Source organism: Sutcliffiella horikoshii, from assembly GCF_044809035.1.
GTDB lineage: Bacteria > Bacillota > Bacilli > Bacillales > Bacillaceae_I > Sutcliffiella_A > Sutcliffiella_A horikoshii_G.
In genome coordinates this window covers 2,934,289-2,960,901 of the sequence record NZ_CP085237.1, presented here as the reverse complement: position 1 = coordinate 2,960,901, position 26,613 = coordinate 2,934,289, and the positions used below count along the sequence as shown (strand labels likewise).

General features: G+C 40.8%; 27 protein-coding genes. 24 read left to right on the top strand and 3 right to left on the bottom strand.

What is annotated here, in order from left to right:
- The first annotated feature begins 57 nt into the window (after window positions 1-57).
- From LG307_RS15540 to LG307_RS15430, 23 genes are all read left to right on the top strand, one after another.
- A complete protein-coding gene (locus LG307_RS15540) occupies window positions 58-663 on the top strand; it encodes a hypothetical protein (RefSeq protein ID WP_404443779.1) in 606 nt (201 codons plus the stop codon).
- Between the two features lie 573 nt (window positions 664-1,236).
- Window positions 1,237-1,521, top strand: a complete 285-nt coding sequence (gene yqfC / locus LG307_RS15535; RefSeq protein ID WP_010196237.1) for a sporulation protein YqfC — start codon at window positions 1,237-1,239, stop codon at window positions 1,519-1,521.
- A 15-nt stretch (window positions 1,522-1,536) separates the two neighbouring features.
- Window positions 1,537-2,724 carry a sporulation protein YqfD gene (gene yqfD, locus LG307_RS15530; protein ID WP_404443776.1) on the top strand — a complete coding sequence of 396 codons (1,188 nt, stop codon included), beginning with the start codon at window positions 1,537-1,539 and terminating at the stop codon, window positions 2,722-2,724.
- A gap of 3 nt (window positions 2,725-2,727) precedes the next feature.
- Window positions 2,728-3,693 (top strand): PhoH family protein, encoded by a 966-nt coding sequence (locus LG307_RS15525; RefSeq protein ID WP_404443773.1) that lies wholly within the window; start codon window positions 2,728-2,730, stop codon window positions 3,691-3,693.
- Window positions 3,694-3,771: 78 nt separating this feature from the next.
- On the top strand, window positions 3,772-5,982 hold the full coding sequence (locus tag LG307_RS15520) for an HD family phosphohydrolase (protein ID WP_404443770.1): 2,211 nt from the start codon (window positions 3,772-3,774) through the stop codon (window positions 5,980-5,982).
- Window positions 5,976-6,452, top strand: coding sequence for an rRNA maturation RNase YbeY (gene ybeY, locus LG307_RS15515; RefSeq protein ID WP_404450472.1), 477 nt, complete (start codon window positions 5,976-5,978; stop codon window positions 6,450-6,452). Before LG307_RS15520 ends, ybeY begins: the two co-directional genes overlap by 7 nt.
- Window positions 6,433-6,822, top strand: coding sequence for a diacylglycerol kinase family protein (locus LG307_RS15510; RefSeq protein ID WP_404443768.1), 390 nt, complete (start codon window positions 6,433-6,435; stop codon window positions 6,820-6,822). The genes ybeY and LG307_RS15510 overlap by 20 nt, the downstream gene beginning before the upstream one ends.
- Window positions 6,823-6,933: 111 nt before the next feature.
- Entirely contained in the window at window positions 6,934-7,332 is a 399-nt protein-coding gene (locus tag LG307_RS15505; protein ID WP_404443765.1) for a cytidine deaminase, read from the top strand.
- On the top strand, window positions 7,325-8,242 hold the full coding sequence (era, locus tag LG307_RS15500) for a GTPase Era (protein WP_404443762.1): 918 nt from the start codon (window positions 7,325-7,327) through the stop codon (window positions 8,240-8,242). Before LG307_RS15505 ends, era begins: the two co-directional genes overlap by 8 nt.
- Before the next feature lie 147 nt (window positions 8,243-8,389).
- A complete protein-coding gene (locus LG307_RS15495; protein ID WP_404443760.1) occupies window positions 8,390-8,530 on the top strand; it encodes a YqzL family protein in 141 nt (46 codons plus the stop codon).
- 111 nt (window positions 8,531-8,641) lie between these two features.
- Window positions 8,642-9,418 carry a DNA repair protein RecO gene (recO, locus tag LG307_RS15490; protein ID WP_404443757.1) on the top strand — a complete coding sequence of 259 codons (777 nt, stop codon included), beginning with the start codon at window positions 8,642-8,644 and terminating at the stop codon, window positions 9,416-9,418.
- A gap of 485 nt (window positions 9,419-9,903) precedes the next feature.
- On the top strand, window positions 9,904-10,791 hold the full coding sequence (glyQ, locus tag LG307_RS15485) for a glycine--tRNA ligase subunit alpha (protein WP_404443755.1): 888 nt from the start codon (window positions 9,904-9,906) through the stop codon (window positions 10,789-10,791).
- Complete coding sequence (gene glyS, locus LG307_RS15480) at window positions 10,784-12,865, top strand: glycine--tRNA ligase subunit beta (protein WP_404443753.1); 2,082 nt, start codon at window positions 10,784-10,786, stop codon at window positions 12,863-12,865. The genes glyQ and glyS overlap by 8 nt, the downstream gene beginning before the upstream one ends.
- A gap of 346 nt (window positions 12,866-13,211) precedes the next feature.
- Complete coding sequence (locus tag LG307_RS15475; protein WP_082380827.1) at window positions 13,212-13,841, top strand: helix-turn-helix transcriptional regulator; 630 nt, start codon at window positions 13,212-13,214, stop codon at window positions 13,839-13,841.
- A 14-nt stretch (window positions 13,842-13,855) separates the two neighbouring features.
- Window positions 13,856-14,665 (top strand): pyruvate, water dikinase regulatory protein, encoded by an 810-nt coding sequence (locus tag LG307_RS15470; protein ID WP_404443750.1) that lies wholly within the window; start codon window positions 13,856-13,858, stop codon window positions 14,663-14,665.
- Between the two features lie 257 nt (window positions 14,666-14,922).
- A complete protein-coding gene (locus LG307_RS15465; protein ID WP_404443747.1) occupies window positions 14,923-15,393 on the top strand; it encodes a YaiI/YqxD family protein in 471 nt (156 codons plus the stop codon).
- 31 nt (window positions 15,394-15,424) lie between these two features.
- Window positions 15,425-17,239 carry a DNA primase gene (gene dnaG, locus LG307_RS15460; RefSeq protein ID WP_404443745.1) on the top strand — a complete coding sequence of 605 codons (1,815 nt, stop codon included), beginning with the start codon at window positions 15,425-15,427 and terminating at the stop codon, window positions 17,237-17,239.
- Between the two features lie 45 nt (window positions 17,240-17,284).
- Window positions 17,285-18,409: an RNA polymerase sigma factor RpoD gene (rpoD, locus tag LG307_RS15455; protein ID WP_064099988.1), complete on the top strand. Its 1,125-nt coding sequence runs from the start codon at window positions 17,285-17,287 to the stop codon at window positions 18,407-18,409.
- A 126-nt stretch (window positions 18,410-18,535) separates the two neighbouring features.
- The gene (locus tag LG307_RS15450) at window positions 18,536-19,063 is read left to right on the top strand and encodes a hypothetical protein (protein WP_404443743.1); all 528 of its coding nucleotides are present in this window, start codon (window positions 18,536-18,538) and stop codon (window positions 19,061-19,063) included.
- 148 nt (window positions 19,064-19,211) lie between these two features.
- Entirely contained in the window at window positions 19,212-20,351 is a 1,140-nt protein-coding gene (locus tag LG307_RS15445; RefSeq protein ID WP_404443741.1) for an acyl-CoA dehydrogenase family protein, read from the top strand.
- Window positions 20,352-20,731: 380 nt separating this feature from the next.
- A complete protein-coding gene (gene cccA / locus LG307_RS15440; RefSeq protein WP_404443738.1) occupies window positions 20,732-21,103 on the top strand; it encodes a cytochrome c550 in 372 nt (123 codons plus the stop codon).
- Window positions 21,104-21,218: 115 nt separating this feature from the next.
- Window positions 21,219-21,938, top strand: coding sequence for a tRNA (adenine(22)-N(1))-methyltransferase (locus LG307_RS15435; RefSeq protein ID WP_404443735.1), 720 nt, complete (start codon window positions 21,219-21,221; stop codon window positions 21,936-21,938).
- The gene (locus tag LG307_RS15430; protein WP_404443732.1) at window positions 21,925-23,043 is read left to right on the top strand and encodes a Nif3-like dinuclear metal center hexameric protein; all 1,119 of its coding nucleotides are present in this window, start codon (window positions 21,925-21,927) and stop codon (window positions 23,041-23,043) included. The genes LG307_RS15435 and LG307_RS15430 overlap by 14 nt, the downstream gene beginning before the upstream one ends.
- A gap of 77 nt (window positions 23,044-23,120) precedes the next feature.
- Here LG307_RS15430 and LG307_RS15425 read toward each other — a convergent pair whose 3' ends face one another.
- From LG307_RS15425 to LG307_RS15415, 3 genes are all read right to left on the bottom strand, one after another.
- Complete coding sequence (locus LG307_RS15425; RefSeq protein WP_404443730.1) at window positions 23,121-24,071, bottom strand: 4-hydroxy-3-methylbut-2-enyl diphosphate reductase; 951 nt, start codon at window positions 24,069-24,071, stop codon at window positions 23,121-23,123.
- 112 nt (window positions 24,072-24,183) lie between these two features.
- Window positions 24,184-24,714 (bottom strand): VrrA/YqfQ family protein, encoded by a 531-nt coding sequence (gene vrrA, locus LG307_RS15420; protein ID WP_404443728.1) that lies wholly within the window; start codon window positions 24,712-24,714, stop codon window positions 24,184-24,186.
- Window positions 24,715-24,817: 103 nt separating this feature from the next.
- Entirely contained in the window at window positions 24,818-24,997 is a 180-nt protein-coding gene (locus tag LG307_RS15415; RefSeq protein WP_404443725.1) for a hypothetical protein, read from the bottom strand.
- A 236-nt stretch (window positions 24,998-25,233) separates the two neighbouring features.
- Here LG307_RS15415 and LG307_RS15410 point away from each other — a divergent pair, with 236 nt between their 5' ends.
- A complete protein-coding gene (locus tag LG307_RS15410) occupies window positions 25,234-26,541 on the top strand; it encodes a DEAD/DEAH box helicase (RefSeq protein ID WP_404443722.1) in 1,308 nt (435 codons plus the stop codon).
- The last annotated feature ends 72 nt before the right edge of the window (window positions 26,542-26,613 follow it).

The window sequence follows — 26,613 nt, the reverse complement described above, 5'->3', positions numbered from 1 at the left end:
TAAGCAGGAAAAGAATGAACACTTTTCCTGCAACTCCTTTAAGGAAGGGAGGATGATGTGCAATTGGAATGGATTTTTGAAATTCTTCAGCAGGCACCTTGGCTGATTTTTGTATTGCTTGGTATCTTCTCGACCCTTTTTAAAGGCGGAAAACAAGAAGAGCAGCAAAAACAAAAACAGCAGCAACAAAGACAAAAACAACGTCAGCAAACTGCTTCACAGGCATCCCAAAGGCAAGAAGATTATGAGGATTATCGACGCGAAAGTGCGCCGAACCGAAAAAGAGAAGAAAAGCCTCGTTTTGACTGGGATATAGATGTCTTTGGAGAGGGCAAACTGGAAGAACTGGAGCAGAAAGTCCGGGAAAAAGTGAACCCGTATCTACAAAAGGCAGAACAAAAGAAAGAACAGGTATCTTCTATACAGAAACAGATGAAGGACGAAGTGAAGGAGTTGTCGATTAAAGGACAGGAAATCTCCAAGAACAGTCCGATTCTAAAACAGGAGCTCAAGCTTTCAGAAGGGAAAGTGGTTTCTTCCCGTTATCGGATAAAACCAAACCGAGTGGTGGAAGGGGTCATGTGGTCGGAGATTCTAGGCCAACCCCGATCAAGAAATCCACATCGTCCTGTTTACACAGAGCATTTTTCCAAAAGAAAATAGTAGATATATTTATCCCTGCATAAAGGAGACTTTGTGCAGGGATTTTTTTTGAAAAGATAAGAAAGTGTATAATACTGTTGATTTCCGTTCCAGGCGCTTCGCTTGCCTGCGGGCGGTCCGTGAGCCTCCTCAGGCTTCGCCTTCCGGGGTCTCACCTGTCCCTTCCCCCCGCGGGCGTCTGCGCGCCTTCCACTCCAATCAACAAGGTGGTTTCATTTAACGGTAGGATTATAAAAAGTAATCTAACTGTGTTAGCTGAATAAGCATTAACGTATTTGATTATTTAATTATCAGCTGTGGATTGGAGCAAATGGCGAAAACTCCAGCGGGGGAGTAACGGTAGGTTGAGACCCCTGAAGCGTTGTGAGGAGGCTCAAGCACCGTCCCGCGGAAAGCGAAGCCATTTGCGGAAAGGAACAGCGTCTATTAAGTAACAACTAATGTTTTATCCCAAAAAAGACCGAGCGTTTTTAATCGGATATTTTTATTCTCCCCTCACCCTTTCTCCCTTGAAAAATTCTGTATTAAACCCTCTGATTCTTTCATACATATGAAAGGAAAGGGGGTTTTTCCATGCTCAAGAAGTTTCGTTCCCGCATGAATAATTGGATCACCAACAATATGGAATTACCCGCAGATGTCATGATGGATCTGCCGAGAATTACAATGATTGGACAAATACATATATATATTGAAAATCACCGAGGTTTATTAACGTTTAGTGATAAGGAAATACGGTTGCTTCTAAAGCAGGGGCAGCTTCTTGTTAAAGGAGATTCGTTTGTGATCAGGACCATATTGCCAGAAGAAATTTTGCTTGAAGGGAAAATCAGTCAAGTGATGTATCTGGAAGAATAAATTAGGAGGATACGCATGAAAAATCAATGGATGAACTTTTTCTCTGGTACTGTAAAGATAATTATTCATGGGAAAGGTGTAGAGAGATTCCTAAACGATTGCACAAGAAGCGGGATACAGGTGTGGCAAGTGAAGAAGATGGGGGAAGAGGCTTACACATGCCACGTTCTCCTAAAAGATGTCCGTAAATTGAGGCAGCTTATTAAGAAACAAGAATGCAAATTCCGTTTCCTGACAAGAAAGGGATTGCCATTTTTAACTCAGTATTCACTTAAAAACAGCGGATTGATTGTTGGGGTCATCGGGGCCTTCCTTACTGTTTTTTTATTATCGAATATGGTCTGGAGTATTGAAATTAAAGGGGCGGAACCTGCGACGGAACATAAGATTATGCAAGAATTAGACAAGCTTGGAGTCAAAAGAGGGAAGTTTCAATTTTTTATTCAAGATGTGGAAAGTATTCAACGTAATTTAACGGACACAATAAGTGAAATTACTTGGATTGGAGTGGTTTTAAACGGGACATCCTACCATTTTGAAGTGGTGGAGAAGAATGAACCTGAAAAGTTGGAAGCATTGTCACCGAGAAGTTTAGTGGCGAAGAAAAAAGCGATGGTAGCTAGAATCTACGTTGAAAAGGGACAACCACTCGTTCAGGTGAATGATTATGTGAATCAAGGGCAAGTACTGGTTTCTGGTTTGATTGGGAGAGAAGATAAAAAAAGATCGATTGCAGCAGTAGGGGAGGTATTAGGCGAAACATGGTACCTTACAAGTGTGGATGTCCCGATTAAAACCACTCTCCCTGTTTTGACAGGAGAAACCTACTACAAGCATTACTTGAAGGTAGGAAGTTTGAAAGTTCCTGTCTGGGGTTTTTTTAAAAAAGAATACGAGCGCCAAGAGGAATATGAAGCAGAGAGGCCTTTCTACTTCTGGAAATGGCAATTGCCTATATCCTATGTGGGCAAAACCGTTCATGAGCAAGAAATAGTAGAGCGAATTTACGATGATGAAGAGGTCATTGAGCAGGCTTTGGAGATTGGAAGAGATCAAGTGCTCTCCAATTTGGATGAAGATGCAGAGATAAAAGGTGAAAAAGTTTTGCGCACTCATAAGGAGAATGGTAAAGTAAGGGTAGATATACATTACCAAGTCATTGAAAATATTGTAAAAATCGAACCAATTATTCAAGGAGACTAATGAATGTCAGAAGAACTAGTGATGATGAATCAACAACTAAAAAATCCAAACGAAGCAATCGCTCTTTTTGGGAATCAAGATGTCCACCTAAAGAGAATTGAAGAAGAATTGAACGTATCCATTGTGACCCGCGGAGAAACAGTCAATGTTTCCGGCGATGTCAAACAAGTGGAAATAGTGGATAGCGTCATACAGAACTTACTGGAAGTTATTCGAAAAGGTATTACCATCAGTGAAAGAGATGTCATCTATGCGATCCAACTTGCAAAAGAGGACAATATCCATTCTTTTCTGGAATTGTTTGATGAAGAATTAACTAAGAATGTAAAAGGAAAATCCATTCGAGTTAAGACTCTAGGGCAAAGACAGTATGTTGCTGCCATCAGGAAAAAAGATCTTGTTTTCGGGATTGGTCCTGCAGGAACTGGAAAAACATATTTAGCTGTGGTGATGGCCGTTACCGCATTAAAAAACGGACAGGTGAAACGTATTATCCTTACTCGTCCTGCTGTGGAAGCAGGGGAGAGCTTGGGTTTTTTGCCTGGAGATTTGAAAGAGAAAGTGGATCCGTATTTACGTCCATTGTATGACGCGCTTCATGATGTCTTTGGTTCAGAACATACCCAAAGGTTAATAGAAAGAGGGACGATAGAAATTGCTCCCTTAGCCTATATGAGGGGCCGTACATTGGATGATGCATTTGTCATACTGGATGAAGCGCAGAACACAACGGCAGCGCAAATGAAAATGTTCCTGACAAGGCTTGGATTTGGGTCGAAAATGGTCATTACAGGTGACATATCCCAAGTCGATTTGCCAAAAGGAATGAAGTCGGGTCTTGCTGTAGTCCGGGATATCTTGAAAAACACATCAGGCATTCAATTTATAGAACTCGAACAATCAGATGTCGTACGTCATCCATTGGTAGCGAGAATTATTGATGCTTACGAAAAGTTAGAATCAAAATAAAGCCCCTTAATTGGGGCTCTTTCACTTGTATCGGATTTTATCTGTAGGGATGTCGTTTAGGGAGGGAGTCAATTAAAAGTGAAAAAAAAATCGAAATCCTGGAAAATTTCTTTGCAAGACTTGAAGGCCTTTAAATTTTACCATGTGGTTATCTATGTAATCTTGGGACTTATCATGTTCGGTATTATGTTTAGTAATGTTAAGCCTGAGGAGATAAATGTCCAACTGTTTAGCAATGCTGAAAAAACAATTGTGGCACCACATAGTTTTGAAGATAGAGAAGCGACAGAAATACTTAGAGATGAAGCGGAAGATAAAGTCCCAGACCAGTTCATCCGTGATAAGGACAAAGCATATCAGCAAATTGCAAGGGTAGAGAACTTTATAGAAGTGCTGATTGATACGAAAAATCAGGTAGCAGAACTTGAAAAAGTCCCGGAAACCGCACCTCCTGCCGAGGGAGAAGGTGCCGATGAGCAATCGGAAGAAGTGCCTGAGCCTGTTAAACTGACTGATGCAGAAAAGTTGAAGCTTCTTAAGGAAGCGCTTGCTGGACAAGTTCCCAGTCAGTGGAACGAGGAGCTGGAAGATGAAGATCTTTTGTTTTTGCTCAGTTTAAAGGAAGCCGATTTAACTAGGTATAAAAATGCAGCAGTAACGGCGATTAATAATGCCATGTCTAGGGATATACATAAGCCTGAGGACACAATAGAAGCAAGAAATCTTGTCAGAACAGAGCTTTCGCAATCTGGCAATGTCCCTAGTGTGATTATTAATATTTCTAGCCTTTCTGTTATTCAAAATGTAATTTATGATTCTGCTCTAACGCAGGAAAAGAGGCAGCAGGCGATAGATGCTGTTGAACCAGTGCGGATTTCACAGGGTGATACACTTGTGAAGGCTGGGCAATTCATTGATCGAGATATCTATAGACTTTTAACGGTAGCCGGATTTGCGGACCAATCTGACAATATTGCGCCGTATGTCGGATTACTAATTATCATCGGATTAATGATTTTTGCGCTTGTTTACCTGTTTAAAAATATTGATACAACGATTCACAGCAAAAATACGTATTTGACCATGTATCTATTAATCTTTTCCATAACGCTGATTTTATTGAAAATTTTTAGTTTCTTCCAAACGTTGAATACAACGGAGATCGGATATATCGCCCCGGTTGCTATGGGCGCAATGCTGATTAAAATGCTGATTACCGATCGTATAGCCGTCTTTTCCAGTATTATTTTTGGAATTTGCGGCAGCTTTATTTTTAATATGGTTCCAGGTACCATGAACTATACTGTCGGGTCTTACTTGATCATTTCGGCAGTTGCCTCTGTTCTATTCTTGAACCAGCATAACAGACGCCTAACCATTCTCCAGACCGGCCTATTTGTTTCATTGATTAACGTTGTAACGGTCATTGCGTTAGTTCTATTGACCAACAGGGACCTTACTGGAATGAACGAATTGTTGGAACTTGGTATAAATGGGACAATGGCGGTTGGTTCTGGAGTGGTCTCTGCCGTTCTTACTATTGGAATTCTGCCATTCTTTGAAGTGGGCTTTGGAATGCTTTCTACCATGAAGTTGCTTGAGCTATCCAATCCAAACCATCCTTTGCTTAGGAAAATTCTAATGGAAACACCGGGCACGTATCATCATAGCGTAATGGTGGCCAATCTATCAGAATCAGCGTGTGAAGCAGTTGGCGCAAATGGATTGCTTGCAAGGGTTGCCTCTTATTATCATGATATTGGAAAAACAAAAAGACCGCATTATTTTATTGAAAATCAAATGGGAAGAGCGAATCCCCATGATAAGCTTCCACCCCAGACGAGCAAGAATATCATTATTGCCCATGCAACAGATGGAGCTCAAATCCTCCGCGAACATAATATGCCGAAAGAGATTGTAGACATTGCGGCCCAGCATCATGGTACGACGCTTTTGAAATTCTTCTATCATAAAGCGAAAGAAAAGAACGAAAATATTAGAGAAGAAGAATATAGGTACCCAGGACCGAAAGCTACTTCCAAGGAAGCGGCAATCGTTGGGACTGCTGATAGCATTGAAGCGGCGGTAAGGTCTTTAAATAACCCGACGCCAGATAAAATTGAGACGATTGTAAAAGCTATCATTAAAGACCGTCTTCAAGATGGGCAATATAGTGACTGTGAACTGACTTTCAAGGAACTTGAAGAAATTGGCAAGTCCTTCTGTGAAACGTTGCAAGGAATATTCCATTCAAGAATTGAGTACCCGAAAGGAGAGGAAGAATCATGATGGAAATTGATATGTTAGATGAAACATCCAAGCTGACAGATGAGCAGTGGAAGGATATAAAAGAATTATTGGTATTTGCTGCTGAGAAAGAATCGATTCAAACAGGTGCTGAACTCTCCGTGACTTTTGTAGATAATGAAAGAATTCAGGAAATTAACCGTGAATACCGTGACAAGGACCGTCCGACAGATGTTATTTCTTTTGCGATGGAGGAGATGGGAGAGGGCGAAATGGAAATCCATTATGAACAAGACGCTCCCCGTATGCTAGGTGATATTATCATCTCTATTCCAAAAGCGGAAGAACAAGCGGAAGAGTACGGGCATTCTGTAAAAAGAGAGTTAGGGTTTCTAGCTCTTCATGGTCTTTTGCATCTGTTGGGATATGACCATGAAAACGAAAAAGATGAAAAAGAAATGTTTGATAAACAGAAAGAAATCTTGGACGCCTATGGACTCAAAAGATCGTAACCAGAAGGGGTATCGAGGATCGTTTACTTCTAGTTTTTCTTATGCTTTTGATGGATTGATGTTTGTCCTTCGAACGGAAAGAAATATTAAAGTTCACGTTTTTCTAGCTTTTGTGATGATTGGTTTGTCCTTATTCTTTCAAATCACAAAAGTAGAGTGGCTCATTCTATTTTTAGTCATAGCCGGGATGTTCGTCATTGAAATTATCAATACGGCCATTGAAAACGTGGTGGATCTTGTTACCGAGGAGTATCATCCCCTTGCAAAAACCGCAAAAGATGTGGCTGCTTCTGCGGCCTTAGTTTTTGCTTGTATCTCTGTTATAATTGGTGTAATCTTATTTGGCCCTTATTTATTGACCTATCTTTAAATAAATTGAAAATTTTAAATTTTTTAAAATTTAAGGGTGATTTAAGAATGAATTTGAGGTAAAATATAAGTAACGCGCACCCGAAGCTTACAGAAGAAAGGAAGATTAACTGTGAACATCGAAGCTTTAATCCAAGAATCAAAAACAGCAAGAGAAATGGCTTATGTACCCTACTCCAAGTTTAAAGTAGGCGCGGCATTATTAGGTAAAGACGGTAAGGTCTATCGCGGATGCAACATTGAAAATGCTGCATATAGTATGACTAACTGCGCAGAAAGAACAGCCCTTTTTAAAGCGTATTCAGAAGGCATCACAGAATTTGATGCAATTGCCGTTGTCGCCGATACAAAACGACCTGTCCCACCATGTGGAGCTTGCCGTCAAGTAATATCGGAGCTATGTGCACCTGAAACGAAAGTGATCCTGACAAACCTTCAAGGTGATATTCAGGAACTGACAGTAGCAGATTTGCTACCTGGAGCCTTTTCACCGGAGGATTTAGATGCATAACCATACTACAACAGACTTTAAATCAGGGTTTGTCTCCATCATTGGCAGGCCGAACGTTGGAAAATCAACATTTTTGAACAGAGTAATCGGCCAAAAAATTGCGATAATGAGCGACAAACCACAAACAACTCGAAATAAAATTCAGGGTGTATATACACAAGACGATGCACAAATAGTTTTCATCGACACGCCAGGAATCCATAAACCTAAGCATAAGCTTGGCGATTTCATGATGAAAGTGGCGCAAAACACGTTAAAAGAAGTTGATTTGGTTCTATTTATGATCAACGCAAAAGAAGGTCTAGGAAAAGGCGATGAATTTATTATTGAAAAACTGAAGGAAACTTCTACTCCGGTTTATTTGGTAATAAATAAAATCGACGAAGTACATCCTGATGATTTGTTGCCCTTAATGGAAACCTACAAAGCGTTGTACCCATTCAAAGAGATAGTTCCGATTTCTGCATTGCAAGGCAATAATGTAGAGGTTTTGTTAGAACAAATCAAGAAATTCTTGCCAGAGGGTCCGCAATATTACCCGGCTGATCAAGTCACAGACCATCCGGAACGTTTTATTGTTGCCGAATTGATCAGGGAGAAAGTTCTTCATCTGACAAGAGAGGAAGTGCCTCACTCCATCGCTGTAGCAATTGATTCCATGAAGAAACGTGAAAATAAGGATATGGTCGATATCCAGGCTACCATTGTAGTAGAGCGGGATTCTCAAAAAGGGATTGTTATTGGTAAGCAAGGGAAAGTCTTGAAAGAAGTGGGACAAAAAGCCAGAGTGGACATAGAAGCATTACTGGGATCAAAGGTGTTTTTGGAGCTGTGGGTGAAGGTCCAAAAGGATTGGCGTAATAAGCAGTCGCAGCTTAGAGATTTTGGTTTTAATGAAAACGAATACTAATTGGGAAGACGAGCGAAACATAGTTCATTCGTAGCATTGAATTTACAAAATTTATCTAACATGTTTTGACCCTTCTACGGTCATCATAGTCATATAGGAATTGGAATAGGCATGCTGGTCTTTACTACAGAAAGGGTGGAGTTTACAATGTTGGATTTTACCTGGAAGGTCTTTAAAGAAACAGGTAATATTGATACCTATCTTCTTTTTAAAGAGCTTGAGAAAGAAAATGGCGATATACCCGAACAGACAGAAGAGCTAGCAAATAGTGACTTACCAATTTCATAATGACAGATGATTAGTTATTAAGGTGATTTACACACATAAGTGTTGTGGATTGCCTTTTTATTATGCAAACCTTACAATTAATAAAAGCCTAAATAATGGACGGTGTACGATTTGCTACATAAATGTGAAGGCATTGTCATTCGAACGAATGCTTATGGAGAAAATAATAAAATTGTTACCATCTACTCAAAAGAGTTAGGAAAAGTAGGGGTAATGGCAAGAGGTGCAAACAAACCAAGCAGTCGCTTTACTGCTATTTCCCAATTATTTTCTCACGGGACCTTCGTTTTTCAAAGAGGGACAGGTTTAGGCAGTCTCCAGCAAGGAGAAATCATGGACTCCATGAGGTCCATCCGGGAGGATATCTTTCTCACAGCCTATGCATCCTATATCGTAGAGTTGATGGACAAAACAACTGATGAAGGAAAGCGGAACACGCCGCTTTATGAGCTTCTCTACCAGGTGCTTCACTGTATTGATGACGGATACGATGCAGAGATATTGACGTTCATCTTTGAAATGAAGATGTGTGATGTTATCGGTATTACACCGGAACTTAACCGCTGTGCATCTTGTGGAGCAACAGAAGGAACATTTTCCTTTTCTATTAAAGAAGGAGGTTTCCTCTGCAACAGATGCTTTCACAAAGATCCATATTTAATAAAGGTCGCTCCATCAACGCTGCGCCTTTTACGTACGTTTTACTATTATGACCTCAATAGAATCGGGAATCTGTCTTTAAAAGAGGAGACAAGGAAAGAGCTGCGTTTCATTATAGATGAATATTATGAAGCCTATTCTGGGATAATGTTAAAATCCAAGCGCTTTCTGAAGCAACTAGGTTCATTGCGAGCAAATCTTCCCGAAAAAAAGGGGAAACCAGATTGACTTTGTAGTAAAAATCATTTATTATCCAATTACATCTATAAAGATTGCGTTGAAGGAAAGTAGTACTTATCAAACTCGATTAAAGCGAACCTAGGGCGGTGGGAGCTAGGGAATCAAGAGATAAGGAAGGCGTTCTGGAGCAATACGGATAAAGTGGTAAAAAGGCTATTCCTTTTTACAAATAGGGTGGAACCGCGGGAGAATCTCTCGTCCCTATGCTGACAACAACTGTTGGCATAGAGACAAGAGGTTCTCCCTTTTTGTCCTACAGCCAACATATTAAAATCAGAATTAGTGGTGGCTAAGGATGAGTAAGTTTCCCTGTAGATTGGAGTGCAAGGTGTGAGACTCCAGCGGGGCAGTAACGGTAGATTGAGACCCGCAAGCGTTGTGAGGAGGCTCAAGCACCGTCCCGCGGAAAGCGAACACCTGGAACGGAAATCGAAAGGAGTCACCAGCAACAACTAAAAAAGGAAGGTGTCAAAATGAACATCCAAAACATGATCCTGACCCTGCAAAACCACTGGTCAGAACAAGGCTGTATCCTCATGCAAGCCTACGACGTAGAAAAAGGTGCCGGAACAATGAGCCCCTACACATTCTTAAGAAGCATCGGACCTGAGCCATGGAACGTAGCATACGTCGAACCATCCAGAAGGCCAGTTGACGGCCGTTACGGCGAAAACCCAAACCGCCTGTACCAACATCACCAATTCCAAGTAATCATGAAGCCATCTCCAGACAACATCCAAGAACTATACTTGGAATCACTAAAAAAACTAGGAATCGACCCACTTAAACATGACATCCGATTTGTAGAAGATAACTGGGAAGCACCAACCCTTGGAGCAGCAGGACTTGGATGGGAAGTTTGGCTGGATGGAATGGAAATCACTCAATTTACTTACTTCCAACAGGTAGGCGGCATTGAATGTAAACCGGTTTCAGTAGAAATCACTTATGGTATCGAGCGTCTTGCCTCTTACATTCAGGACAAAGAAAATGTATTTGACCTAGAATGGACGGAGGGATTCACTGTTCGTGATATCTTCCTTCAACCAGAATATGAGCATTCCAAATATACATTTGAAACATCTGATCCAGATATGTTGTTCACATTGTTTGATATATACGAAAAAGAGGCGCACAGCCAGATGGACCATGGTCTTGTGCACCCCGCTTATGATTATGTTTTAAAATGCTCCCATACATTCAACCAATTGGACGCACGCGGAGCCATTTCTGTAACCGAACGAACAGGCTATATCGGTCGTGTAAGGAATTTGGCCCGAAAAGTGGCAAGAACCTTCTATGAAGAAAGAGAAAAACTTGGGTTCCCAATTTTGAAAAAGGAGGAGAGCACTAATGAGTAAAAGAGACTTTTTATTTGAAATCGGTTTAGAAGAGATGCCGGCTCGATTTGTAACGGATTCCATGAATCAGCTTCAGGAAAAAGTGAAATCTTGGCTTGAAACAAACCAGCTGGCTTACGAAAACATCCAAGCATACTCTACTCCAAGAAGGCTTGCAGTCCTAATCAAAGGCCTTGTAGAAAGACAAGAAGATGTTACCTTGGAAGCGAAAGGTCCTGCTAAAAAGGTTGCCCTTTCAGCGGACGGTGAATGGTCAAAGGCCGCTCAAGGCTTTACAAGAGGCCAAGGGTTAACGGTTGAAGATATCTATTTTAAAGAAATAAACGGCGTGGAATATGTGCATGTCCAAAAGCATGTAGAAGGAAAAGATACCAAAGAAATACTAAGTTCCATTGCTTCTGTTGCAACAAGCCTGCATTTTCCAAAGAATATGCGTTGGGCAGATGAGGACCTAAAGTATGTTAGACCGATTAAATGGTTGATTGCTTTATTCGGTGAAGAAGTAATACCAGTTGAGATTGCAAAAGTGAAGTCCGACCGAGTTTCCACGGGGCATCGTTTTCTTGGAGGTCAAGTGGAGCTGAAGGACGCCGGTAGTTATGTGGAAGAACTGCTTTCCAACTATGTCATTGTCGACGCAACGGAACGAAAAGAAGCAATTAGAAAGCAACTATCCACAATAGGAGAAGAGAATGGCTGGAACATTCCTGTGGATGAAGATCTTTTGGAAGAAGTAAACAACCTTGTGGAGTATCCAACTGCATTATTCGGTACGTTTGAGTCGGACTATCTCAGCTTGCCTGAAGAAGTACTGATCACCTCCATGAAGGAACATCAGCGTTATTTCCCTGTGAAAAGTGAAGAAGGAACTCTTTTACCGTATTTTGTAACGGTGCGTAATGGTAATCATGAGAACTTAGATAATGTGGCAAGAGGAAACGAAAAAGTATTACGTGCAAGATTATCTGATGCGGCCTTTTTCTCTAAGGAAGACGAAAAGATGATCATTGAAAATGCGGTCAAAAAGCTCGATAAAATCGTATTTCATGAGGAAATCGGAACGACTGGCGATAAAGTGAGACGTGTTCAGAGCATCGCAACAGACCTGGCTAAAATCGTAGATGTGGACAATGAAGCACAGAAGCATGTAGCACGTGCAGCCTCTATCTATAAATTTGATCTAGTGTCCCATATGGTTTATGAATTTCCTGAATTACAGGGAATCATGGGTGAAAAATATGCCCTGGCAAAGGGTGAAAGTCCGGTAGTTGCAAAGGCGATCAACGAACATTATATGCCTCGATCTGCAGAAGATCAGACAGCTTCCTCCGATGTAGGTGCTATTTTAAGTATTGCAGAAAAGATGGATACCATTGTTGGATTCTTTGCTATAGGTGTTATTCCTACAGGTTCACAAGATCCTTACGCGTTAAGACGTCAGGCATCTGGTATCATACAAACTATTATCAATAAAAAGTGGACCTTTTCTTTAGAAGCATTCATGCAATCAGTAGTAGAACGTTATGCAGAAAAAGGAATTGCAAAGAAGGAAACAGAAGCTATCCTGGAAGACTTACTTGTATTCTTTAAGTTGCGTCTGAAAAACAACCTTTCAGAGCGTGGCGTTCGTTACGATATTGTGGATGCACTGTTAGAACTTCCGCTAGAGAATGTTTGTTCCACTGTGAAAAAAGCAGAGACGCTTGAAACGAAGAAAAATGAAGAAGGATTTAAAGATACAATGGAATCTTTAAGCCGAGTATGCAACATCGCCAAGAAAGCAACCCTTTCTGCTGAAGTTCAAGAAAACCTGTTAAGCCAGGAGCAAGAACAAGAGCTTTATAAGCAATTTAACAACAAAAAAGAACAGGTTATCCGTGCGGCGGCAGACCAGGATTTCTCTGTAGCGTATGAAGAACTTGCTTCCTTAAAACCAGCCATCGATGCATTCTTTGATAACATCATGGTAATGACAGATGATGAAGCGGTAAAAACAAACCGTCTCGCCCTTATGGCGGATATGGCTAAGGTTATCTCCATTTTCGGAAACGTAAATGGCATTATGGTTAAGTGATTAAAAAAGACAAACCTATAACCCTATGGTAAAATAGTTAACACACGAAAGAGGCTGACTAAAGCATTCCTCACAATATTTAGTCAGCCTCTTTCCAATTCTTCTGTTTATCAGTATAATTAGTATATATCATTTACATATACAGTATGTCACAAATAGAAAAGCGGAGGGTGCCCGTTCAGCTGCGTACAAACTGGACTGAGCCGTATGAGATAAAGGAAACACGAAGAGCGTTAGCGATTCGATGTTGAGCTTATCGTAAGGAGGCGAGGGAAGTTTGATAGCCGCTGGGTGCCCGGAGCTGGACAATAGAGTTTGACATTAACCCAATAGGTGGTGAACGAAAATCGAACTGAATAAGCGGCAAGAAACTATATTGCAAATAGTCAAAGAACAAGGGCCCATCACCGGTGAAGCAATAGCTGATCAACTTAACTTAACTCGGGCAACCCTTCGTCCCGATCTAGCAATTTTGACCATGGCAGGATACTTAGATGCTCGCCCTCGAGTCGGTTATTTCTATACGGGAAAAACGGGATCGCAGCTACTATCCGATAAAATAAATAAAATTCAGGTGAACGACCATCAGTCCATCCCGGTTGTTGTCCATGAAAGTGTTTCCGTTTATGATGCAATCTGCACCATGTTCCTAGAAGATGTAGGAACGCTCTTTGTGGTGGACAACTTCTCTATCATTGTCGGAGTGCTTTCAAGAAAGGACCTTTTGAGGGCCAGTATCGGTAAACAGGAGTTAACTTCCATACCGGTTAATATTATTATGACAAGAATGCCTAATGTTACCTATTGCTTTAAAGAAGATTTGATTATTGACGTGGCGAAAAAATTGATCGAAAAACAAATAGATGCTCTTCCAGTCGTTAAGCAAACGGATAAAGGCTATGAAGTAATCGGTAGAATTACAAAAACGAATATTACAAAAGTGCTGGTTGCCCTGGCACACGATGAAATTATCTAGATTGGAGGAGAATCATGGAAAAGCGTACCGTATATATCGTATCTGATTCTGTCGGAGAAACTGCAGAGTTGGCAGTAAAAGCGGCTATAAGCCAATTTAATGGGGCGAACTTCCATCTCAAAAGAATTCCTTATGTAGAAGACATTGCAACATTGTCGGAAGTAGTCTCCATTGCAAAACTTAATCAAGGCCTTATCGCCTTTACACTTGTTGTCCCTGAAATGAGAAAGCATCTGTTGGAACTGGCCATCAAAGAAGGCGTGCAGGTCTATGACATCATCGGACCGCTAGTGGACTTAATGGAACAGGAATACGGAATCAAACCTAAGTACCAACCTGGGTTGGTTAGAAAGTTGGATGACGATTATTTCAAAAAAATTGAAGCAGTAGAATTTGCTGTGAAATATGATGACGGAAGAGATCCGAGGGGAATCATCAAAGCGGATATCGTGTTGGTAGGGGTATCAAGAACGTCTAAAACGCCTTTATCCCAATATCTAGCGCATAAACGCCTAAAAGTGGCAAACGTACCGATCGTTCCAGAGGTTGATCCGCCAGAAGAACTTTTCAAAGTGAATCCTGAAAAATGTTTCGGTCTGAAGATCTCTCCTGAAAAGTTAAATGATATCCGTAAAGAAAGATTGAAAGCATTGGGGCTTAACGATAAAGCGGCATATGCAAACCTTGAAAGAATTAAAGAAGAGTTGGCATTTTTTGAAACGGTCGTAAATAAAATAGGTTGTGAAGTGATAGATGTTACGAATAAAGCCGTAGAAGAAACGGCTAACCTTATTTCTAACATTTATAATAACCGTCTGAAGTAAAGAGCGCTTTTAGGAGTGCTCTTTTTCTTGACCTTTGAATACGTTTATTTCGATGTGAAACAGTAGTCAATTTGAAAAGTTTATATTATAATAAAAAATTGTGATAAAAAATTCCTCGATAGGGTTTAGAGTGATGGATTATCGAATAAACTAAAAATAGCTATAAGTCAAGGGCAATATAACAGTTTCGTTCGACAACTACAAAAAACATATCGAAAAAAGAAGGTTTTTGGGAAGGGATGTAGAAACCATTTAACATGCAAAATAATCGCAAACCTATTATTTTGGTGGACGCGGATGCGTGTCCTGTTAAAGATGAAATAAGTAGAATAAGTCATACATATAAAGTGGATGTGTGCTACGTAGCTTCTTATTCCCATGTCATGACCAATAAAACTGAAGGAAAATGGGTCTATGTGGATGATGAAAAAGAATCTGCAGACCTTTACATTTTGAATCATTCAAAGAAGGATGATGTAGTAGTCACCCAAGATATTGGTCTAGCAAGCATGCTTGTGTCCAAGAACGTTTATGTTCTCACTCCTCGTGGAAAAGAGTATGAAGAGAGTGAAATGGAACTGAGCTTGCATATGAGATTTTTATCTGCGAAAGAACGGAGAAAAGGGAACTATTCCAAGGGCCCGAAAGCTTTCACAATGAAAGACAGAGAAAGATTTGTTCAATCGCTTAAAAAAACTTTGTCGAAAATTGCAGGAATTCTCGAATAGAGATAGAAATAGTAAGTCACGGAGTGTTGTTATGAATTATCGGATTCCTGAACAAACAATTGATCAGATTAGACAGTCTACCGACATTGTTGATGTTATAAGTGAATATGTGCAATTAAAAAAGCAAGGACGTAATTATTTCGGACTATGTCCCTTCCATGGTGAAAGTACTCCTTCTTTCTCTGTTTCCCCAGACAAGCAAATCTATCACTGCTTTGGTTGTGGTGCAGGCGGTAATGCTTTTAATTTCGTCATGGAGATCGAGGGTGTCAGTTTTGTAGAAGCTGCCCAAAAACTTGCCAAGTCCTCCAATGTGGAAGTGGAAGTGCCGGAATTTACTGCAACAGAACAATCAGGACAGTCGAAAGAAACAAAATGGATGATGGATGCACATCTACTTTTGCATAAATTTTACCATCATTTACTCTTGAATACAAAAGAGGGCCAAGAAGCATATGATTATGTGACCGGAAGAGGGTTTACCGATGAAACGCTAAAAAAATTCGGTGTTGGCTATGCACTTAACAGCTGGGACTTTGCCTTGAAATTCCTTACGAAAAGGGGTTACAACCAGCAGTTGTTGGAAAAGGCCGGTCTTTTAATTGAAAAGGAGCATACAGCTGAATATTTTGACCGTTTCAGAAATCGAATTATGTTTCCGATCCATGATCACAAAGGAAATGTTATAGCCTTTTCTGGGAGGGTGCTTGGAGAAGGTGAACCAAAATATTTGAATTCACCCGAGACCCCACTTTTTAATAAAAGTAAAATCCTATACAATTTCCATCAGGCCCGTCCTCACATAAGAAAGCAGGAGCAGGTTATCCTATTTGAAGGATTTGCCGACGTCATCGCTGCAGACGGAGCGGGGTTACCTAATGGAATTGCCACAATGGGAACCTCCTTGACAGAGGACCAAGCCCGCATTATTCGGAGACATGTTGAACATGTTACCATCTGTTATGACGGGGATAATGCAGGAATTGAAGCAGCGTACAGGGCAGCAAACATCCTTATTCAACAAGGGTGTTACGTGAGAATTGCCATGATGCCAGATAAAATGGACCCTGATGACTATATCCGTAGTAAAGGATCAGACTCGTTTAAGCAGGATGTAATAGGGGCAAGCCTAACGTTCATGGCATTTAAGCTCAGGTACTTACGTAAAGGCAGGAACATGAAAGATGAAGGCGAACGGATGCGGTATGTGGAAGATGTTCTGAAAGAAATTAGCATGCTGACAAAAGCGGTTGAACGGGATCATTACCTTCGTCAGCTAGCTGATGAATTTTCCATCTCTTTGGACGCTTTAAAGCAGCAACAGTTTCAAGTGTATAAATCTTTACTGCAAAAAAAGGATTATAACGAGCAGAATAGAATAAATATACCTAACAAGCCCAAAATCTTCACACAAGCGTTAAAACCGGCTTATTTAAATGCTGAACGCTATTTGCTCGCACATATGCTCAAAGATAGGGCAGTTTCTGAAAAGGTGCAAGCTTCGATTGAAGGCGCCTTTATCATCGAAGAGCACCGTGCGATTGCAACCTACCTATATGCTTTCTACGAAGAGGGCTACGAGCCGAATATCAGTATATTCATGGAGCGCATTCCTGAGCAGGCGCTTAAGAAAATCATTTCTGAGCTTGGTATGCTGACACTTGAAGACGAATTAAGTGATGCAGTGCTACATGATTATATGAAACAGGTGTTTAATTATCCAAAATTGTTAACAATAAAAGAAAAAGAACAAGACAAGAAACAAGCAGAAGCACAAAACGATTATCTTGGTGCTGCACAAATCGCGATGGAAATAATCCAAATGAAAAAAGAGTTAAAACAATAAATATACCTCTTTATCGCGTTCAATGTTGGAAGGAGGGGACAGTTGATGGCTGAAAAATCAGCACAATCAAAAGAGATGGAAACAGAATTGACCATCGAACAAGTAAAAGAACAACTAACCGAAGTAGGTAAAAAACGTGGTGTCCTAACCTATGAGGAGATAGCCGAAAAAATGGCTGGCTTTGAGATAGAGTCCGATCAAATGGATGAGTACTACGAGTACCTTGGCGAACAGGGTGTGGAAATCATCGGAGAAGCTGAATCAGACGATGATCCAAATACGCAGCAGCTTGCTAAGGAAGAAGAGTTTGACCTAAATGATTTGACTGTACCGCCTGGTGTTAAGATCAATGACCCGGTTAGAATGTATCTTAAGGAAATCGGACGCGTCGATCTACTTTCCGCGGAGGAAGAGATCAGTCTGGCAAACCGAATCGAAGAAGGTGACGAAGAGGCGAAACGTCGACTTGCAGAAGCAAACCTTCGTCTAGTTGTAAGTATAGCAAAGCGTTATGTAGGCCGTGGAATGCTATTCCTTGATTTGATCCAAGAAGGCAACATGGGTCTGATCAAAGCGGTAGAAAAATTTGATTATCGTAAAGGATTCAAGTTTTCTACATATGCAACCTGGTGGATTCGCCAAGCTATTACCCGTGCAATTGCTGACCAAGCAAGAACGATCCGTATCCCTGTGCATATGGTTGAAACCATCAACAAGCTTATTCGTGTTCAACGTCAATTGTTACAAGATCTAGGGCGCGAACCAAGTCCTGAAGAAATCGCAGAAGACATGGATTTAACACCAGACAAAGTACGTGAAATCCTTAAGATTGCCCAAGAGCCTGTGTCACTGGAGACACCAATCGGTGAAGAGGATGACTCTCATCTTGGAGACTTTATTGAGGACCAAGACGCAACTTCGCCTTCTGATCATGCAGCATATGAATTGTTGAAAGAACAGTTGGAAGATGTACTTGATACACTCACAGACCGTGAAGAAAATGTATTAAGACTGAGATTCGGCTTAGATGACGGACGCACTCGTACTCTTGAAGAAGTAGGAAAAGTCTTTGGAGTAACTAGAGAACGTATCCGACAAATTGAAGCTAAAGCTCTTCGTAAGCTGAGACATCCTAGCCGCAGTAAACGTCTGAAAGATTTTCTTGAATAGAATCAGGCATATAGAAATAGTTTGCTTTTTCTTGAAAAGAGTAAGCTATTTCTCTTTTTTTGCAATTCGATACTTTTATAATATTCAGTTATCGATATTTAGACCTGTAATTGGAGTGTTAACACAGTGAATAAACAACGAAAAGAAACCATCATTCAAGAAATCGGGTATTGGAAAAGAAACCGTCTCCTGCCAGAACAATATTGCGACTATCTGCTGGCCCTTTATACAGAAGGTGAGGGCGAGGAACAACCAGCAAAAGGTAAGGGGAAACTATTCTCCATCTTTTTTGCATGTCTGATTTCTTTATTCGTTCCAATAACATTTCTTGTCATTTATTTTACTGAAATGCCAGTTCATTTGCAAATGCTCCTGGTAACTTTTTTTGTTCTTCTTTCTCTGTTCGGATATTTTGTTTTTCGAAAAGAACAATCTTTCATACATATACCAGTCTTTGTCATTGCTTTGCTTGTGCTTATTTTTTCCATAAAATCCCTTGAGGTTTTATCCTTTCAGTTGCCATTAACCTTTATCATTATCACCTTTCAGATTCTAATGTGGTTTACAATCGGCTACATGAAGAAATGGTACTACTTAAACATTTCTGCAATTATCATGATGATTATATTTGTCGCTAATATTATATTAATGTAACTTCTTGATAATTTAGGCATTTTTAAAAGTTGTGAAAATTCCCTCATATCTATTATAATACAAATGAAAGCGTATTCAATATGATGCAGGTTGGAAGAGAAAGACTAGCTCTAGCTAATGTTTTCCAAACAACAAGGGGGGAAAGATTTTGAACTTTGATTTAACGTCAGAACAAGCGATGATTAAGAAAACAATTAGAGAGTTTTCAGATGAAGTAGTTGCTCCGGGAGCTCTCCAACGAGATCGGGATAAAAAATTCCCTGTTGAAGTATTTCAACAGTTATCACAATTAGGTATGATGGGGCTTCCTTTCCCAGAAGAATATGAAGGAGCAGGCGCTGATACGGTCAGCTTTGCCATAGTGGTGGAAGAGTTGAGCAGGGCTTGTGGATCAACAGGTATCACATACTCCGCCCATGTTTCATTAGGTGGAGCACCGCTTAACCTTTTCGGCACAGAGGAACAAAAGCGTAATTACCTTGTTCCTATTTGTACAGGTGAATCACTCGGTGCATTCGGATTGACCGAACCTAACGCCGGCTCTGATGCAGGTGGTACCATGACAACCGCTGTAGAAGACGGTGAGGATTATATCATCAATGGCAATAAGTGCTTCATTACGAATGCCTCTTACGCAAAGCATTTGGCCTTAACCGCCATTACCGATAAAAAAGGTAACGAAAAAGAAATCTCAGCTGTCATCGTTCCAACGGATGCCAAAGGATTTCAAGTAATTGATAACTATGAAAAAATGGGTCTGAATGCATCAAACACCACAGAATTAGTCCTCGAAGATGTACGTGTGCCGCAGGAAAACCTTTTGGGTAAACGAGGAGAGGGCTTTAGACAGTTCCTGATTACTCTTGATGGAGGGCGTATCGGTATTGGCGCAATGGCTGTAGGAATCGCACAGGCAGCTTTTGAGCGAGCGCTCGCTTACTCGAAAGAGCGAAAACAATTCGGCCGTTCCTTATCTAGTTTTCAAGTCAACCAATTTAAACTTGCAGACATGGCAATGAAACTTGAACTTGCCAGAACGATGGTTTATAAAGCGGCCTGGTTAAAGGACCAAGGAAGACCATTCTCTAAAGAAGCATCCATGTGTAAACTATATGCATCCGAAGTGTGCATGGAAATTGCAGATCAAGCTGTTCAACTCCATGGCGGCTACGGATACATGAAAGAATACCACGTAGAACGTTTCATGCGCGATGGAAAACTGCTAGAAATCGGCGAAGGAACCTCCGAAGTCCAAAGAATGGTTATAGCAAGATCTTTGGGTGTATAGTAAAAGGATTTCTAGCTGTTGATTGGAGCACAGGGCGTAGACTCCAGCGGGGGAGTAACGGTAGGTTGGACCCCTGAAGCGTTGTGAGGAGGCTCAAGCACCGTCCCGCGGAAAGCGAAGCCCGGTGCGGAAATCAACAGCGGTGTTTATCGGTTTCAAAATTATTTTTCCAAAAACACATCACTTTTCTCATTTTGAGGTACAATATAACCAACAAATATAGAAACCTTCATCTATGTGATGAAGGTTTTTGTCTAAACTGTGAATTTACGAGAGAAGTTGGCAATTAAGTCTTTTCCTATAGTAAAATATAAAGTAAAATAGAGAGTGCTTGTATAAGATAAGACACACGTACATGTACATAAGGAGGTTTGAATAGCATGAATCGTAATCCGCTTATTCCTTTTGCATTTATCGCGGTATTAGGTCTTGGACTAATGTTCCTATTATCTTTCGTTGGACTTGATCAGGCTGAAAAAATTGCATCCGGTGAAGATGAAACTGTAGAATTGACTGCAGAAGAGCTTTACCAACAAAACTCTTGTATCGGCTGTCACGGCGGTAACTTGGAAGGCGCAGGTGCTGCACCTGCATTGACAGATGTTGGTGAACGTCTATCTCAAGAAGAAATCGCAAACGTTATAGTTAACGGACAAGGCTCTATGCCTGCTAACCTAGCTACACCTAAAGAAGCTGAAGTTCTTGCAGAGTGGCTTGCAAATGGCGGCCAAAGTGAAGAGGGCGAAGAGTAAGAGTGATTTTTTTAGCAAAATGTTACACATATAAAAGATCCTTTGCATTTGTGAAGGATTTTTTTTTATACTTGTTACATAGAAATTCAAATACATAAGTAAAGAGGAAACAGACATGAATGAATTAAAGCTCTCAAAACGATTGGAAGCAGTGGCTTCATTTATACCTAGAGGTAGTGTATTGGCAGATATCGGCTCAGACCATGCTTATCTTCCTTGTTATGCCTATCTGCAAGGTATGATTGAAAAAGGAATAGCTGGAGAAGTGGTGGAAGGTCCTTTTCAATCTGCTGTTCAACAGGTTCGCAAAACGGAACTGGACAAGGTCATTGAAGTAAGAAAAGGGGATGGGTTGGAAGTAATCTCTCCCAGTGAGGTTACCTGCATAACGATTGCCGGAATGGGTGGAACCTTAATTCAATCCATCCTTGAAAAGGGGAAGGAGAAGCTGGCAGGAGTTCAAACGCTTATCCTCCAACCAAATATAGGGGCAAAAAAGATCAGGGAGTGGCTGCTTGAGAACGGATGGGAACTTGTTGCAGAACAAATTTTGCTTGATGATGGAAGGATCTATGAAATCCTCGTGGCAGAACGCGGGCAAAGTGGAAAACCTTACGCTGATAAAAAAGAGGCTTATTTGCTTGTAGGGCCGTTTCTTGCAAAGGAAAGAAATGATGTATTTGTGCAAAAGTGGACCCATGAGCTTGCTCATTGGAAAAAGATAGTCTCTCAACTGGACGAAGCCGGACATAAAGAGGCAAATGAACAAAAAAGAAAAGAATTGACCGGGAAAATTAGACTTGTAGAGGAGGAGCTGGGTATTGAAAACAGTTAACGGGTTGCAGGTTATCGAGTGGTTCGAACAGTTTTCCCCTAAAAAATATGCAGTTGAAGGGGATAAAATTGGCCTTCAAATTGGTACTTTGAATAAACCGGTTCATAAAGTAATGGTGACACTAGATGTGCTTGAAGAGGTAGTAGACGAAGCGATTGAACGGAATGTTGATTTGATTATAGCCCATCATCCGCCAATCTTTCGGGCACTTCCAACAGTTACGGATCATTCTCCTGCTGGGAAAATCGTCACCAAATGCATTAAGAATGATATCAGCGTGTATGTGGCCCATACGAACCTTGATGTGGCCCAGGGAGGCGTTAATGATCTCTTAGCTGAGGCTTTAGAGCTTGAGGATGTAAAAGTAATGGTTCCGACATACCAAGAGGAACTTCGTAAACTGAGCGTATTTGTTCCAGTGTCTCACGCAGAAACACTTTTAGAGGCTTTAGGTGAAGCAGGGGCAGGGCATATCGGAAACTACAGTCACTGCTCGTTCACAACGGAAGGGGAAGGACGTTTTCTTCCGTTAGACGGGACAGAACCTTTTATAGGTAAGAAAGGGCAGCTTGAAAAAGTCGAAGAGATGAAGGTGGAAACTGTATACCCAATCTCTATAGAAAAGCGAGTCATGAAAGCTTTGTTTAAAGCTCATCCTTATGAAGAAGTAGCTTATGATGTTTACAAGCTAGAAAATGAGATAAACTCACTTGGGTTAGGTCGCGTTGGAAAGTTGAAGACAGGAATGTCGTTAGCTGACTTTGCCTCTCATGTAAAAAAAGGGCTGGAAGTGGAAAATGTACGGGTGGTAGGAGATTTAAACAGTGAAATTAAGAAAGTAGCGGTATTAGGAGGAGACGGTAATAAATATATCCATGCTGCCAAATTTGCCGGTGCGGATGTTTATGTAACGGGAGATCTTTATTTTCATACCGCCCATGATGCCATGGCCATCGGACTAAATGTTGTTGACCCTGGTCATTATGCGGAGAAGATTATGAAAAAGGGTGTATCGCTGCGGTTAAAAGAGGCAGTGAGGGAGAGGAATTGGGAGCTAGAGGTATTCGTTTCCGAAACGAATACAGATCCATTTACGTTTATGTGATGTTTGGAAGAAGCGATCCTTTTTGGGTCGTTTTTTTTGAACAAAAAACACCCTCTAAAAAGAGGGTGCAGCAACCATTAAGAAGTTTTCGCCTTTTTCACTTTAGGCAAAATCTTTTGCAAAGGAACATTTTTCGTCGTGTTCCACGTATCTTTATTCAACGGATCAAACTGCTCTACAAATTGGATAACTTCTTTTGTGATCGGAGTCGGTGTAGAAGCACCTGCTGTTACTGCAACCATGCTGGCGTTCATCAGCCACTCCACATTCAACTCGCTGATATCGGAAATGCGGTAGGCTGGAGTGCCGGCGATTTCTTGGGAAACTTGAGCAAGTCTGTTGGAGTTGTTGCTTTTAGGATCGCCGACAACAATAGTCACATCAGCTTGTCCAGCTTGTTCTGCCACCGCTTCTTGTCTAACTTGGGTAGCTAGGCAAATCTCTTTGTGTTGCTCCACATGCGGGTACTTTTCCTGAACCTTTACCATGATGTCGGCTACATCCCACTGACTCATGGTAGTTTGATTTGTCACGATAACTTTCTCACTATCAATCGACAATGCTTCCACGTCATCAAGTGTTTCCACTAGGTGAACGATGGAAGGCGCTACTCCTACAGCACCTTCTGGCTCAGGATGTCCTTTTTTACCGATGTAGATAACTTCATACCCTTGTGCTTCTTTCATCCGAATCAGGTCATGTGTACGTGTTACATCCGGGCATGTTGCATCAATGGTCGTTAATCCTTTTTCTTTAGCACGGATCTTTACTTCCGGTGAGACACCGTGAGCAGTGAAAATAACGGTACCTTCGTTAATTTGATCAAGAATCTCAAGACGGTTCGCACCATCCAGTGTAATGATCCCTTCTTCTTCAAACGCGTCTGTAACATGTTTATTATGAACAATCATACCTAAGATATAGATTGGTCGTGGTAATGTTTTATCTAATGCTGCATTTCTTGCAATCACCATAGCATCCACTACACCATAGCAGTAGCCTCGAGGGGCGATTTTAATAAGCTCCATATAGGGGAAACCCTCCTTACATCAAATAAGAGAGTGATAAACACTCTCTCACTACTTACATTCTATTATAGTATAAATAAGAAGGTTAGTACAAAAGAAGATATTAGGAACTTCAGATATAAAGCCTTGGAGCGGAACTTCCTATTGGTTTCTCCTCGGGTTCAGTGGGTTCAGTGGAAGCAGGCTTTATCTTTTTCTTTATTGCTTTTTTCTTTGTACTGTCTTTCACTGCTTTCTCACTTTTGTCATCATCCGTTTGACCCTCATCTGTAGAATCTTCTCCTACACTGTTATCTGTTTCATCGTCATCATCCACATTTTTCAGTTCATTGTAAAGCTTAAGCATGGCGGGCATATTCCTTACAAGAGGTCCATATTGCTGAACCATCGGCATGACACCTTCTGCCATTTTTAACGCTTTTTGAACATTTCCAAGCATCCCCGTCAGGTTGTTTGGATTGATGAGTTGCTGAAGTGTTCCGGCGTTCGCCAGTTGGCTAAGCCCACCTCCTGCACCTGTATTGGCTAGTTGGCCAAGTCCGCCCATGTTCCCGATGCTTCTGGCACCGGTTCTTCCCAAGAGTTTGGCAAGCAATCCTCCGCCACTTCCTCCGCTATTTCCTCCTATACCTCCTATACCCATACCCCGCCCAGCGCCTCCCATAAATGGGGAAGAAGGGTTTCTAAACATTTGATTAGGGATATTGGACATGTTTGAATTGGGCATATTAAACATATTGAACATGTTATTCGGTTGTTGCATAAACGGAGAGGGACCCGGACCCATTCGGAATGGGGAAGGTCGCATAGGTTGTTGCATCGGCGGCATTGGCTGTTGCATAGGTGGCATCGATCGATTTGGTCCAAAAAACATGGTAATCCTCCTTTCTTTCTTGAAAAGTAAGCAAATCATTGCTGGAATTCAAGGAACTTTTCTGGTCTCCTATAATTTATGCGGATAGTGCTTGGCATGTTTATTGTCTGGAAAGAATGGGCACAACCGTAGTGTAGCCAAAAAGCAAAAACTGCTTTATAATAGTTGTTTGGGGTTAAATAGAACGTATCGGAACGCGAATAATAACTCATAAATTGAAAATAGAACCTTTAAAATAATGACATAGATACATATTCCATGCATGATTTTAAAAGTGGAGGTAAATAAATGAATACATCGTTTGAAAAATTTAAATTAAAACCGTTCATTTTGGAAGCGGTAAAAGAACTTAGATTTCAAAAGCCTACAGAAGTGCAAGAGAGAATGATTCCTTCTTTATTAAACGGAGAAAGTGCGATCGGACAGTCTCAAACTGGAACAGGAAAAACACATGCGTACCTGATTCCTATTTTAAGTAAAATTGATCCTTCCGTGCAGGAAGTACAAGCAGTTATCACAGCTCCTACTAGAGAGCTTGCTAACCAAATTTATCAAGAAGTATTAAAAATCACTAAATTCTGTTCTGGGGAAGATATGATCACTGCTCGTTGTTATATTGGCGGTACCGACAAACAACGTACGATTGATCGTCTTAAGCAACAGCCGCATATTGTTGTCGGGACACCTGGTCGTATTAAAGATTTGATGGTAGAAAATGCGCTTTTAGTCCATACAGCTAGAACCATTGTCGTAGACGAAGCCGACCTTATGCTTGACATGGGTTTCATCGAAGATATTGATAAGGTTGCTGCAGCAATGCCGAAAAATCTTCAAATTATGGTATTTTCTGCAACGATTCCAGAAAAGCTAAAGCCTTTCTTGCGCAAATACATGGAAAATCCAAAATATACACATGTTGCTCCAAAACAAGTAACGGCAGCTAAAATCAAGCATCTGCTTATGCCGGTAAAATCGAAAAGCAAAACGAAATTATTGCATGATCTACTTGTGGAATATAACCCGTATTTGGCGATTGTATTTACCAATACAAAGAAAAAAGCAGATGAAGTGGCAGATGCATTGCTTGAACAAGGTCTTAAAGTAGGTAGAATCCATGGTGATCTTAACCCTCGTGAACGCAAGAAAATGATGAAGCAAATCAATGAATTGGAATATCAATATGTGGTGGCAACAGACCTTGCGGCAAGAGGAATCGATATTGCAGGTGTCAGTCATGTCATCAACTATGAGCTTCCTTCAGATCTTGACTTCTATATTCACCGTGTTGGACGTACTGCACGTGCGGACTATTCCGGTAATGCCATTACTTTTTACGAACCAACAGATGAGAACGCGCTTGCTCAGATTGAAAAGATGGGAATAGAGTTTACCCAAATTGATTTCAAAAACGGTGAATTGGTAGAAATCGGCCCACGTAACAAACGACAAAACCGTAAAAAACAAATTAATGAACTCGATGTAGCGGCGAAAACATCCGTAAAGAAATCGACGAAAGTTAAACCAGGCTATAAAAAGAAACACAAATATGAGGTAGAGCAATTTAAGAAAAGACAACGCCGTTTAAAGAAAAGATAATCATGACCAATCCGATCACCTTTCATGGCATCCTTATGATAAAATAAAGGCTGATTGTTAAAAGAGGTGATG

Bases quoted from the DNA above. Each gene is read 5' to 3' on its own strand.
- yqfC (WP_010196237.1), top strand. From the start codon at position 1,237: ATGCTCAAGAAGTTTCGTTCCCGCATGAATAATTGGATCACCAACAAT.
- yqfD (WP_404443776.1), top strand. From the start codon at position 1,537: ATGAAAAATCAATGGATGAACTTTTTCTCTGGTACTGTAAAGATAATT.
- LG307_RS15525 (WP_404443773.1), top strand. From the start codon at position 2,728: ATGTCAGAAGAACTAGTGATGATGAATCAACAACTAAAAAATCCAAAC.
- LG307_RS15510 (WP_404443768.1), top strand. From the start codon at position 6,433: ATGGACTCAAAAGATCGTAACCAGAAGGGGTATCGAGGATCGTTTACT.
- era (WP_404443762.1), top strand. From the start codon at position 7,325: ATGCATAACCATACTACAACAGACTTTAAATCAGGGTTTGTCTCCATC.
- LG307_RS15495 (WP_404443760.1), top strand. From the start codon at position 8,390: ATGTTGGATTTTACCTGGAAGGTCTTTAAAGAAACAGGTAATATTGAT.
- glyQ (WP_404443755.1), top strand. From the start codon at position 9,904: ATGAACATCCAAAACATGATCCTGACCCTGCAAAACCACTGGTCAGAA.
- glyS (WP_404443753.1), top strand. From the start codon at position 10,784: ATGAGTAAAAGAGACTTTTTATTTGAAATCGGTTTAGAAGAGATGCCG.
- LG307_RS15470 (WP_404443750.1), top strand. From the start codon at position 13,856: ATGGAAAAGCGTACCGTATATATCGTATCTGATTCTGTCGGAGAAACT.
- LG307_RS15465 (WP_404443747.1), top strand. From the start codon at position 14,923: ATGCAAAATAATCGCAAACCTATTATTTTGGTGGACGCGGATGCGTGT.
- dnaG (WP_404443745.1), top strand. From the start codon at position 15,425: ATGAATTATCGGATTCCTGAACAAACAATTGATCAGATTAGACAGTCT.
- rpoD (WP_064099988.1), top strand. From the start codon at position 17,285: ATGGCTGAAAAATCAGCACAATCAAAAGAGATGGAAACAGAATTGACC.
- cccA (WP_404443738.1), top strand. From the start codon at position 20,732: ATGAATCGTAATCCGCTTATTCCTTTTGCATTTATCGCGGTATTAGGT.
- LG307_RS15435 (WP_404443735.1), top strand. From the start codon at position 21,219: ATGAATGAATTAAAGCTCTCAAAACGATTGGAAGCAGTGGCTTCATTT.
- LG307_RS15425 (WP_404443730.1), bottom strand. From the start codon at position 24,071: ATGGAGCTTATTAAAATCGCCCCTCGAGGCTACTGCTATGGTGTAGTG.
- vrrA (WP_404443728.1), bottom strand. From the start codon at position 24,714: ATGGGTATAGGAGGTATAGGAGGAAATAGCGGAGGAAGTGGCGGAGGA.
- LG307_RS15410 (WP_404443722.1), top strand. From the start codon at position 25,234: ATGAATACATCGTTTGAAAAATTTAAATTAAAACCGTTCATTTTGGAA.